The sequence below is a fragment of the Nocardioides sp. NPDC101246 genome, assembly GCF_044767415.1.
Taxonomy (GTDB): domain Bacteria; phylum Actinomycetota; class Actinomycetes; order Propionibacteriales; family Nocardioidaceae; genus Nocardioides.
Window position 1 is genome coordinate 434,900 of record NZ_JBIWNX010000003.1, and the last position, 11,578, is coordinate 446,477.

Below are 11,578 nucleotides of genomic sequence, written 5' to 3' on the forward strand. Positions count from 1 at the left end.
TGAGTTGAGACGGTGCATTCAAGCCCAAGTCGGCCGCCCGTGGGTGGATCCGAACACCCACTCCCCAAGATCGGGTATGCCTTCTACTCCTCCGTCACCGAAAGGTCGTCGTAGCCGACCCGGACCGGTGTGGTGCCGATCGTCGAGGAGCCGAAGCTGCGCAGCATCACTCCACCGGCGATCTGGTTGGCCGGCGTCGAGTCGGAGAGCTCGTACGTCCATCCCGACGGCTCCGCGGAGCCGGCCGGCCACACCTTGGTGCGCACGGTCGCCGGCGAGGTGCCGGTGACCTGGAGGCGGACCATCAGCCGGTCGCCGGGTGTGACGCTCAGGCCCGCGACGACGTTGGCGCCGACGACCGGGGTGCCGCTGCGGACGAGGTGGAGGCCGACGGTGCCGTCCGGGTTGAACCGGAGCCGCGAGGCGTAGTGGTCGGTGGCGGTGACCCGGGCGCCGAGGATCGACCAGACGTAGCCCGCGTCGGGGAGTCGGGAGACCCCGACGCTGACGGTGGCGTCGACATCGGTCGCGGAGACCTCGCCGAGCCTTGACTCGGTGGTGCCGCCGGGAGTGACCGAGTGCCAGCCGCGGCCCTCGGAGACCGAGAAGTTGCCGGCGGTGCCGGTGCTGCGGGTCCAGGCGCCGCCGGCGTCGGCGGTGCCCCAGCCGCTGGTCTCGGCTCGCTGGAAGGTGTCCTCCGCGATGGTGCCCTCGGCCGGCGGGACGGGCTCGCCGTCGACGTCGACGGAGACCCATTCGGTGGGCGACTGGTTGCCGAACGCGTCCTCGGCGACGACCCGGTAGCTCTGGGTGGTGCCCGGCGGCGCCTCGGTGTCGAGGAAGCTCTGCGAGGTCTGCTTCCAGAACGCCGCGGTGACCGGCTTGGTATGGATCGGCGCGACGTCGGTCGAGCCGCGGTAGACCTTGTAGGTCACGGTCGCGTTGTCCTTGTCCGCGTTGCCCGGCCAGGTCAGCCGGACCTGGCCGTCGGCGGGCGAGGTCGCGGTGAGGCCGAACTCCGCGCCGACCAGGCCCGGGCCGACCTCGTTGGGCGCGATGTCCTTGACGGCGAAGCGCACCAGCCCCTGCTGGGCCACCCCGTCGACCTTGAGGAACTCGCCGCCGTAGACGACGTAGTCGTCGTTGGCCGCCACGGTCCACGGCGCCTGGTTGGCGCCGGTGAAGGTGCCGGGGGTCCACTTCGGGTACCACTCCAGGAACTCCGGTCGCGGGGTGCCGGGGTGGTCCGGGTAGCCGTAGATGTCACGCGTGTTGGTGCCGCGTACGTCCTGGGTGACCGCGGTCGAGTGCTGGAAGCTGCGCGGGTTGGTCTCCGGGAAGCCGCCGGAGTTGCCGCAGTAGTGCTTGTGGCTGGCCTGGTAGACGACGTCGTCGGTCGGCCAGACGGCGTAGGTGTCGCCATGGCAGTCCTCGAGCCAGGTCAGCTTCCCGGCAGCCCAGTCGGCCTTGAAGGTGCCCTCGACGTTGCCGCCGCTGCCGTAGTGGTAGCCGGTGCCGTAGAAGCTGGTCCCGTCGCTCTCCAGGGAGAGGATCGCGGAGTTGGATCCGCCGTTGCGGACCTCGGAGTTGACCGGCAGCGCCATCGAGGCACCGGTCGCGACATTGATCCGGGCCAGACCGTAGCCCGGGTTCCCGGAGCCGTTGACCTTGGTGAAGTTGCCGCCGATCACGATGTCGGCGCCGTCGGGCGAGACCACCAGGTCCTGCACGTTGCCGTTGGAAACCGTCGGGTTCATCGACAGCAGCTGAGTCCCGGTGTCGTTCGGCCGGACGGCGGCCACCTTCGTACGCGCGGTGTTGTCGGCGGAGGTGAACACGCCGCCGTAGAAGACCGCGTCGGCGGTGGCCGCGACCGCGTTGGTGGTCGAGTTGAAGATCGGCCGGAAGCTCGTCAGCGCGCCGGTGGCCAGGTTGATCGCCGCGCCGCGGTAGCGGTTGACGCCGTTGACCTGGGTGAAGCTGCCGGCGAGGTAGAGCAGGGATCCGTCGGGCGAGAGCGCCATGTCCTTGACCTGGCCGTTGAGCGTCGGCGCGAAGCCGTCGATCAGCTCACCGGTGGAGAGCCGATAGGCGAGCAGATGCGTCCGCGGCGTCTCGTCAGTGCCGGCCGCTGCGCCCGCCGGGCGAGCCGAGGTGAAGCTGCCCCCGACATAGACGACGTCGCCGACGATCACCTGCTTCCAGGCGACCCCGTCGATCTGCACCGTCGGAAGTACGTCCGCCGAGACCGTCTCCGGCAGCTCCGGGTCGACCGGAGCCGTGTCCGCCGTCGCCCCTCCCGACATGACCAGGCTGCTCACCCCGAGAACAGCTGCGACCGCCCCGGCCGCCAGCAGACGCCAAACGTGTATCCGCGTCATCATCCATCCCTGCACAAGGCGGCCACCTCGGCCGCGACACGGCAGTGTCGCGGACACCTGTGGTCATCCGCCCGTCAATCGCACACTCCATCCCCTGAATCGGGTATGTCTTGGACCAAGGAGCCCAACCCGCGCAAACTGCCTGGTGCAGACTCCGGCACCGTCAGTAGGCTGCCCAGCCCACAGGAAGGCGTACGTCTTTGACCGTCCCGTCCCCGATCCGCCTCGGCATCTCCGCGGTCCTCACCGTGGTCGCGCTGGGTTCGACCTACGCGTTGACCACAGGTGCCGCTGAGGACCGCACGCCGCGTGCGGAGAGGAGCTACGGCGATCTGCCGCCCGACGACTTCGGCGGCCCGGCGACCCCGTCGTCGTCGCCGTCGGTCTCCCCATCCGCCTCCTCGACGCGCATCCCGAGCCCGTCGGCGAGCCCGAAGCCCAGGAAGCGGTCGACCGAGTCGGCGCAGCCGAACCGCTCCGGGGACCGTCCGGACGAGCCCGTCGAGGCCGAGCCGCTGGCCGCGACTCCGGGGGCCGGCGTACCTGCGAACAAGAAGCTGCGCGTCCACCGGGGCGATCTGGTGATCCGGACCGCGGGGAAGGTCGTCGACGGGCTGGAGGTGCACGGGCGGGTCAGCGTCGAGGCGCCGAACGTGACCATCCGCAACACCCGGGTGATCGTGCCGACCGGGTCCGAGACGGCCGGGATCTCCAACAACAACGACAGCGGCGCGGGGATGCTGGTCAGCAACGTCGAGGTGCTCGCCGCGAACGCCGCGCCGGGCGTCAACGGCGTGGTCGGCCACGACTTCACCTTGCAGAGCTCCGAGATCCACCACGTCACCGACCAGGTGCACATCACCGGCAGCAACGTGACGGTGCGCGACAACTGGTTTCACGACAACTACCACTTCGGGAGCGACCCCTACCAGGGCGGCGGCGCCTCGCACGACGACTCGATCCAGATCATCGGCGGCGGCAACATCACGATCGCGGGCAACCGCTTCACCGGCGCCTACAACGCCGGCGTCATGATCACCCAGAGCATCAGCGACGTCGACGGGGTCACGATCCGCGACAACCGCCTAGGCGGGGGCGGCTGCACCGTGAACATCTCCGAGAAGGGCCGCGGCCCGGTCGACGGCCTCGTGATCCGCGACAACCGGTTCCTCAGCGACCAGCGGATCGACGGCTGCGCGATCATCCACCCGTCCTCGACGAACATCACCCACTCGGGCAACGTCTGGGACGACACCGGCCGCCCGGTCGCGCTCAGCCGCGGCTGAGGCGATCCTCGATCGCGCCTCGCACGGTCTCCGCCAGGGAGATCACGTCGCGGCGGATCGAGGGGACCAGCAGCAGGACCGCGTACGCCGCGATCCCGGCCAGCACGCAGACCGGCACCGTCACCGCGGGGTTCTGCCCGTGGAGAGCGGCGGCGGTGGCGTAGGCGGCCGCGGCGACCGATCCCGCGACCAGCAGGATGCGGGCCGCGCCCAGGTAGAGCCGGCCGACGTGGAGCTGGGTGCGGCGGGAGAGCCACCACAGCGACAGCGGCCACTCCAGGAGATGCGCGATCGCGTAGCCGGCCGCGACGCCGGTGATCCCGTAGCGCACTCCGACCAGGATGCAGATGACCTTCAGCGCCGAGGCGACCAGGGTGTAGTGCCGCAGCTCGGTGGTCAGCCCGTGGGCGAGATAGACCCAGTAGCCGACGTAGGCCAGGGTCTGGAACAGACCCCCGCAGGCGAGCAGCGCGAAGACCCCGGCGACGTCCCAGCCGGGACCGAGGAAGAGTGCGCAGACCGGGACCGCGGCGCCGGCGACCAGACCCAGCCCGGCGCCGAGGCTGTAGCCGAGCGCGAGCTGTCCGCGTTCGACGAAGCGCTGGGTGAGCGCAGCGTTGTCGCGGATCCGGCTCAGCACCGGCAGCGCGACCGTCGTGGTGGGGCTGCGCAGCTGACCCAGCGGCGTCATCAGCAGCTGCCAGGCGCGGTTGTAGGTGCCGAGCTGGTGGGCGCCAAGGCGGGTGCCGATCAGCACGGAGTCGATGTTGTTGGCGGCGTAGTTGATCAGCTGCGTACTCGCCAAGGACCAGCCGAACCTCAAGAACCCGCCGATCTCGCCGCCGCGCCGCGGCCATCCGGGGAGCCAGCCGGCGCAGGCCCCGGCGACGACCAGCCCGGCCGCGCTCTGGACGAGCTGCTGGACGACCAGGGCCCAGTAGCCGGCGCCGTTGGCGGCCGCGTACGCCGCGACACCCAGCGCCAGCAGCGGTCCGGCGGTGTCGGCCGCGACCAGTCGGGTGAAGAGCATCCGGCGGGTGAGGTCCGCGCGATACTGCGCGGCCATGCCGTTGAGCCAGAACATGCCCGCCATCGCGATGGTCAGCGAGGTCAGGGCGGGTTCGTCGTAGAGGGCGGCGATGAGGGGTGCGACCGCGACCGCGATCAGCGCGAGCGCGGCGCCGATGCCGGTGTTGAGCCACCACAGGTTCGACTGCTGTACGCGGGTGAGCACCTTCGCCTGGACGGCGGCCGTCGAGAGCCCGAGGTCACGGAAGATCTCGGCGAAGGCGATGACCGCCAGCACCATCGCGACCAGGCCGTAGTCGCGGGGGCTGAGCAGCCGGGACAGGACGACCACGGAGGCGACCTGGACCAGGATGCGTACGCCCTGACCTCCGAGGACGACCAGACCGCCGCGCGTCGCGCTTCTGCCGAGTCCGGAATGGGGGTTGTCGATCACCTTCACCCGAGGACCTCGGCGGCGATCTCGTCACGGTAGCGCTCGGCGCCGAAGCGCTCCTCGGCGTCCTTGCGGCCGGCGGAGGCGAGCTCGGCGGCGAGGGCGGGGTCGGCGGCGAGGCGCTGGATCGCGGTCGCCAGCTCGTGCGCGTCGCCGGGGGTCACGAGCAGTCCGGTCTCAGCGTCGGTCACGATTTCGGCCAGGCCCTGGACGCGGCTCGCGACCAGCGGCCGCTCGGCGAGCAGCGCCTCGACCGCGACGTTGCCGAACGGCTCGACCCGCGAGGGCACCAGCACGACGTCGGCCTGCTCGAGCTCGCGCGCGGGCTCGGCGACGTAGCCCAGGAACTCGACGCTGCCGGTCAGGTCGTCGGCGTCGGCCCGGTCGCGGAGCTCCTGCTCGAACCACTCATAGCCCGCGAACACCGACCCGCACACCCGCAGCCGCGCGTCGATTCCCTGCCGGCGCACCTCGGCGAGCGCCTCGAGCGCCACGTCGGTCCCCTTGCGCGGCGAGAGCCGTCCGACCAGCACCAGCCGCAGCGGGCCGTTCGGGATCCGGGTGCGCGCCGCCGCGACGGACTCAGGCCCCGGCACCCCGTTGTAGACGACTGTCGTACGCCGTCCGAGCGCGGGCAGCGTCCGGGCGAGGACGTCGCGGGAGGCCCGCGAGTTGGCCACCACGCGGGTGGCCAGCAGGAGCGGAGCGGTCAGGGCGAGGCGTACGGGCTTGGGCTGGTCGTCCTCGGCCTCGTGCACGTGGCAGACCACGGGGACGCGGGCCGCGCGGGCGACGACGATCCACCACGGGATCGTGACCGTGTTGACCAGCAGCCGGCTCGGGCGGACCCGCCGCCACAGCCGCGCCGCGCGCACCCAGAAGACCGTCAGCGCCGCGACCAGCCGGACCAGGCCGGTCGGGCTGAGGTAGGCCTTGCGCAGCACCGGGAACGTCATCACCTCGACGCTCGCACCGGCGGCCTCGAGCAGCGGGAGCAGCGGTCCACGCTCGGGTACGACGACGGTGACCCGCTGTCCTGCCTGGTGCAGCCCACGCACCGTCTCGACCAGCTGAAGATCGGAGCCGTAGACGTCCGGCGACGGGTGGGCGACCAACAAACGCATGATGGGCAACCGTATGTCACCGGGACGGCCCGGGCCGAAGGTCCTGGCAAAGTCCTACCCAGATCTGGGGAGCGGACGGTCTCGGCGACCTCGAACGATCGCGGGTCGTCTAGGGTCCCGATGTCACTCCCCTCCCCCACGTATGCACGTATGAGCAAAGCAGGATCGAGCATGGCCGCGACCGGCGCCGAACGCGCCCCAGCCGGGTTCCGTGCACATCTGGAGGCGCTGGCTCAGGCACAGAAGCCCTCGCTCAACACCGCGGCCTACTCGCGGCTCGTGAACCGGCCCGCCGGCCGGGTCGTCGCCGCGGCCGCGCACACCCTCGGGGCGAGCCCCAACCAGGTGACCGCGCTGAGCGCGACGCTCTCGGCGGCCGGGCTGGCGGTGCTCGCGCTGGTCGAGCCGCGCTGGTGGAGCGGGGTCCTGGTCGCGGTGCTGCTGGCCGCGGGCTACGTGCTCGACTCCTCCGACGGCCAGCTCGCCCGGCTGCGTGGTGGCGGGTCGCGCTCGGGTGAGTGGCTCGACCACACCATCGACTGCTTCAAGACGGCCAGCCTGCATCTGGCGGTCCTCGTGTCCTGGTATCGCTTCGGTCCGGTCACCGACGGCTGGCTGCTGGTGCCGCTGGGCTTCGAGGTGGTTGCTGTGGTGACGTACTTCGGGCTGATCCTGATGCCCACCCTGCGCCCGGCTCCGACGACCGAGCCTCCCGGGTCGCCCGCGGCGGTCCACGAGAACCCGCTGCGCAAGTGGGCGCTGCTGCCGATGGACTACGGCGCGCAGTGCTGGATGTTCGTGCTGCTCGGCTTCGGGATGGTCTTCTCCTGGATCTACGCCCTGGTCTTCGTCTGCAACGCCGCCGCGCTGGCCATCGCGCTGCGCAAGTGGTGGCGTGAGCTGCGCGTCCTCGACGGCGCGGTCGAGGTCCCGTCGTGAGCGAGTTCTCCCGGCTTGCCGTGGTGGTGGTCAGCTATGGCGATCCAGCACTGCTGGAGCGGCACACGACCGAGGTCGCCGCCGCGCTCCGGCCCGCCCGGATCGTCGTGGTCGACAACCACTCGACCGACGCCCACCGGAGCGCCGTACGACGGCTCTGTGAGCGCGAGGGCTGGACCGGTGTCTTCCCCGGCACCAACACCGGTTTCGGCGCCGGCTGCAACCTCGGTGCCGCGGCCGCGCTGGCCGAGGGTGCCGACGTACTGCTCTTCCTCAACCCGGACGCGACGATCGACGCCGAGTCGGCCGTACGCCTCATGGCCGCCGTCGAGGCCGAGCCGCTCCTGCTCGCCGGTCCGACGGTGCTCGACCCGGACGGGTCGGTCGCCTCCGCGGGCATCGATCTCGACCTGGACACCGGCGCGATGCGCCCGTGGCGGCGCCGCGCCCCACACTCCAGGTCACAGCACCCGGGCGCCGAGACGCTGCCCTGGGTCACCGGCGCCTGCTTCGCGGTCACGCGTGAGCTGTGGGAGCGGCTGGCCGGCTTCGACGAGCGCTACTTCCTCTACTGGGAGGACGTCGACCTGTGCGCCCGGGTCCGGGCGTTCGGCGGCCGGGTCGCGGTCGTCGACGGGGCCACGGCGGTCCATGCCGGCGGCGGCACCCAGCGCGCCGAGGGGTCCCGCGCCAAGTCGCCGGCCTATTACTACTTCAACATCCGCAACCGCGCCCTCTTCGCCCGGACCTGGCTCAGCCAGGAGCGGGAGCAGGCCTGGCGACGCGGGGCGGTCGGGGCTGCGTACGAGATCCTGATGCGGGGTGGCCGCCGCCAGCTCCTGCACCCGGTACGACCGGTCTCCGCGGTCCTCCGTGGGCTGCGCGACGGGCGCCGTGACCGGCCGGTCCGGGTCCTGGCGTCGGTCCGGGAGCTGCGCGCGACGACCAACCCCTACATCGTCCAGCTCGTCGAGACCCTGGGACGGCGGGACGACACCGAGGTCGTGCTGTTCGGCTTCGCCCGGGCCGTCGCGGGCCGCTACGACGTCTTCCACGTGCACTGGCCCGAGCTGCTGCTGACGTCGGCGCGTACGCCGCTGCGCCGGCTGGCCCGCCGCCTGCTCACCACCGCGTTCATCATCCGGCTCCGGCTGACCCGGACCCCGGTCGTACGCACCTGGCACAACCTCGCCCGACCCGACGGTCTGAGTCGCTGGGACCACCGGCTCCTCGACGCCCTCGAGCGCCGCACCAGGCACGTCATCCGACTCACCGACCAGACCGCTCCCCCTCTCGACGTGCCGACCTCGACGATCGTCCACGCCCACTACCGCGACTGGTTCGAGCCGGTGATCGAGGCGTTCGCCGAGCCCGTCGAGACCGTCGACAGGCGGGTGCTCTACTTCGGTCTGATCAAGCCCTACAAGGGTGTCGAGCAGCTCGTGGAGGCGGTCACCGACAGCCCCGAGGCAGACCTGGACGTACGCCTCGTCGGCTCCCCCTCCGACCCCGCCCTCGCCGACCAGGTCCGTGCTGCTGCCGCCGCCGACGCACGGATCAGTGCCGACCTGAGCTACGCCGACGACGCCACCCTGGCCGCCGAGATCGCCGCTGCCGCATTGGTGGTGCTGCCCTACCGGGCGATGCACAACTCCGGGGCCCTGCTGCTGGCCCTCTCCCTCGACACCCCGGTCCTGGCCCCCGACAACGAGGTCAACCGTCGCCTGGCCGAAGAGGTCGGCGAAGGTTGGCTCCACCTCTTCGAGGGCACCATCACCATCGAAGACCTGGAACGTGCCCTGAAGGCGGTCGCCACCGCCCCGGCGGCCGGCCGGCCCGACCTCTCCGCTCGGGAGTGGCCGGAGTCCGGGGCGTTGCACGCTGCGGCCTTCCGGGCTGCGTTGCTGCCCTGAGGCCGGTCTCTCTCCTGCTGACTGTTGCTTCGTGGGACTGTTTGCCGCCGACCCTTTCTTGGAGGGTGTTCTCGGTCTCGCCCGGAGTCAAGGACGGCCTTCGGCCGCCGGCTTCGCCGGTCGCCTTCGGCGATCCTTGACACCGGGCGACCCCGAGAATTTTGGCTGTATACAGGGTCGGCGGCGGGGTTTGGCGCGGAGGCTTTGGTTGGGCACGGGCTTGGGAGCTGTGGTCGGTGACGTCTCCGGGTCGGCTCGTGCTTCGTCGGTGCCTAGGACAGAGGGTCCGGCCTTGTGAACCGTTCACATGGCCGGACCTCTTGCGTGCTCGATCGGTTGGGTTCGGGTCGCTGTACTAGCCGATGACACCTTGTGAAGGGCTTCACGATCTCCTGCGTTGAGTCGATCCGAGCCAGACAACTGCCCGTGATCAGGCCCCAAGAAGGGCCATCATGCACTCCACGCTCCGCCCGGGAGGGCCCGATCACTGGGGTTGAGGGTCGGCCGCACCGACTCGGAGTGGGCGCGCGGGGATGCGGCCTCGGCCGGGGCCGAAGCTGGGGAGTCAGTTCCAACCGCAGCGTGGTGGGCCGGTCATGGTGCGTCGCTGGATCTAGGGGCGGCGGGTGAAGCGGATGGTGCCGTCCGGTAGTCGCTCATGGAGGTACGCCGGGGCGTGGGCCAGACGATGGTGATGCGAACAGAGCAACGCCCCGTCCTTGAGATCGGTCTTTCCACCGGCAGCCCATGGATTGAGGTGGTGGGCGTCGCACCATTCGGGTGGCATGTCACAGCCCTCGGCTTGGCAGCACTTCTGCCGCAACCGGAGTGCTTTGCGTTGGATCGGCTGGAAGAACCTGCTGGCCCGGCCGGCGTCGAGGACCTCGCCATCACCGCCGAGGACCCAGGGGATGATGGTGGCGTTGCAGGCCATGCGCCGGGCCTCGGCGGCGGTGATGGTGGCTCCGTTGGTCTCGTCGTAGCCCAACGTGGCGGTCCCGAGGTCTTTGCGGAGCTCCTCGAGGGAGATCACCACGTTGAGGGTGGTGGCATCGCCACCGTGGCGGGGCAACGCGGCAGGGTCGATCGTCTCCAACAGGCGGGCAAAGCCTTGGCCCATGAGTCGTCCCCAGGGAGGCAACGCCGCACCCTTCTCCACCAGTTGCTGTTTGCGGGGCTGGGCGTAGGCCTCGACGAGCCGTTTGAACCGCATTCCGATCGAGGTCGGGAGCACGCCGTCGAATCCGACGGTACCGTCGTGGTTGTCCCAGACTCGGAGTGCGGTCTTCTGCTGGGCGCGTTCTTCCTCGGCGAGCAGGGCCTTGGCTTCGGCATCTTCGAACCGGGCGGGGTCGATCTCGGCCAGGATCTTCCTGCCGACGATCGCCAGTTCGTTGGCGGTGAGCCGGGTGGCGTAGTCGACCAGGAGCTTCTCGGCCAAGGCGAGGTCTTCGGTGCTGGCGACCGGGTCGGTTTCGATCTTGTCGAGGGCCTTGGTGATCGCTCGGGCCTTGTCTTGGGACACGACACCAGCAGCAAGACCCTCGGCGACGAGCTCGTACTTGGCGATCTTGGTGGCGAGCTTGATCTGCGACCGGGCCACCGCCTTGTCGACCAAGAGCTCGGCGCGCATCCAGGCGGAGGCGTCCTTGTCGCCGGTCTCCTCGGCGATATCGCCGGCCGTGGCCAACACGCGGAGCTTCAACGCAGCCTGCTGGGCCTGGATCGTCTCCAGGCGGGCCAGAAGGTCCTTCTTCGTCGAGGTCCGCCAATAGGCAGGGTCACTGGCGAGCAGGTCCTGGAGGGAGGATTCGATGGCTCTCAGGGCGGCGTCGATCGCATCACCGGGGCGGCTGCCCCAGTGGTCGACGTCGCGGTCCAGACTCATCGTGATCCCTCCCCTCAGAGGTGTGTTGTGATGGGTCTGATTCTACGCCCCCGAACGGATACCTAGCCACCTATAGGTGCAGGTCAAAGCCCATTTTCGCGGTGAGCGAACGGCATCGTCCCTGTGGATGGTAAGTGGCCCGAAGGGCCACCCTCCACCCCCACAAGCCCCACTGATCCCACCAAAGTTTCCGCTGCGCCACACCCGGGCCGCCGCCCCGATAGCCAGCCAAATCTTTTCTCGATGGTCCCCGGTGTCAAGGACCGCGAAGCGGCCGGCGAAGCCGGCGGCCGAAGGCCGTCCTTTACTCCGGGGACCATCGAGAACACCCTCAAAGCAAGGGTCGGCGGCCCACGGTCCCCCGAAGAAACAGTCCCCGACAACCGCCAGAACGAACTCAACAAAGTCGAAACACCCCGACCAGACCCCCGAACCCGACCGTGTTGATCTCGACACGCTCGCTAGCGCTCGCGGCTCGACCAGCGGCGGAGGCGGTCTCGACAAGCTCGCCCACCGGGGACATCAGTCCTTTACTAACCTGACAGAGTGCCCCACACCCCCGACTCGTCTCCCCAGCGCCCACCG

7 protein-coding genes are annotated in these 11,578 nt (G+C 70.3%); 3 read left to right on the forward strand and 4 right to left on the reverse strand.

The window, feature by feature from the left end:
* Window positions 1–83 precede the first annotated feature (83 nt).
* On the reverse strand, window positions 84–2,381 hold the full coding sequence (locus tag ACIRON_RS07620) for a hypothetical protein (protein ID WP_402991073.1): 2,298 nt from the start codon (window positions 2,379–2,381) through the stop codon (window positions 84–86).
* A 200-nt stretch (window positions 2,382–2,581) separates the two neighbouring features.
* Between ACIRON_RS07620 and ACIRON_RS07625 the strand changes: the two genes are divergently transcribed.
* Window positions 2,582–3,667: a right-handed parallel beta-helix repeat-containing protein gene (locus tag ACIRON_RS07625; protein WP_402991076.1), complete on the forward strand. Its 1,086-nt coding sequence runs from the start codon at window positions 2,582–2,584 to the stop codon at window positions 3,665–3,667.
* On the opposite strand, the gene ACIRON_RS07630 is transcribed toward ACIRON_RS07625, so the two are convergent.
* Together ACIRON_RS07630 and ACIRON_RS07635 are read right to left on the reverse strand one after the other, a co-directional pair.
* Complete coding sequence (locus ACIRON_RS07630) at window positions 3,654–5,135, reverse strand: lipopolysaccharide biosynthesis protein (protein ID WP_402991079.1); 1,482 nt, start codon at window positions 5,133–5,135, stop codon at window positions 3,654–3,656. The genes ACIRON_RS07625 and ACIRON_RS07630 overlap by 14 nt on opposite strands.
* A complete protein-coding gene (locus ACIRON_RS07635) occupies window positions 5,132–6,253 on the reverse strand; it encodes a glycosyltransferase family 4 protein (protein WP_402991082.1) in 1,122 nt (373 codons plus the stop codon). The genes ACIRON_RS07630 and ACIRON_RS07635 overlap by 4 nt, the downstream gene beginning before the upstream one ends.
* 171 nt (window positions 6,254–6,424) lie before the next feature.
* Here ACIRON_RS07635 and ACIRON_RS07640 point away from each other — a divergent pair, with 171 nt between their 5' ends.
* Window positions 6,425–7,192, forward strand: coding sequence for a CDP-alcohol phosphatidyltransferase family protein (locus ACIRON_RS07640; RefSeq protein ID WP_402991085.1), 768 nt, complete (start codon window positions 6,425–6,427; stop codon window positions 7,190–7,192).
* On the forward strand, window positions 7,189–9,105 hold the full coding sequence (locus ACIRON_RS07645) for a glycosyltransferase (RefSeq protein ID WP_402991088.1): 1,917 nt from the start codon (window positions 7,189–7,191) through the stop codon (window positions 9,103–9,105). The genes ACIRON_RS07640 and ACIRON_RS07645 overlap by 4 nt, the downstream gene beginning before the upstream one ends.
* 613 nt (window positions 9,106–9,718) lie before the next feature.
* On the opposite strand, the gene ACIRON_RS07650 is transcribed toward ACIRON_RS07645, so the two are convergent.
* The gene (locus ACIRON_RS07650) at window positions 9,719–10,993 is read right to left on the reverse strand and encodes a DUF222 domain-containing protein (protein WP_402991090.1); all 1,275 of its coding nucleotides are present in this window, start codon (window positions 10,991–10,993) and stop codon (window positions 9,719–9,721) included.
* Between the last annotated feature and the right edge of the window lie 585 nt (window positions 10,994–11,578).

What these genes read in the sequence shown, in the direction of transcription:
- ACIRON_RS07620 (WP_402991073.1), bottom strand. Translation starts at nt 2,381, where the DNA reads ATGACGCGGATACACGTTTGGCGTCTGCTGGCGGCCGGGGCGGTCGCA.
- ACIRON_RS07635 (WP_402991082.1), bottom strand. Translation starts at nt 6,253, where the DNA reads ATGCGTTTGTTGGTCGCCCACCCGTCGCCGGACGTCTACGGCTCCGAT.
- ACIRON_RS07640 (WP_402991085.1), top strand. Translation starts at nt 6,425, where the DNA reads ATGGCCGCGACCGGCGCCGAACGCGCCCCAGCCGGGTTCCGTGCACAT.
- ACIRON_RS07650 (WP_402991090.1), bottom strand. Translation starts at nt 10,993, where the DNA reads ATGAGTCTGGACCGCGACGTCGACCACTGGGGCAGCCGCCCCGGTGAT.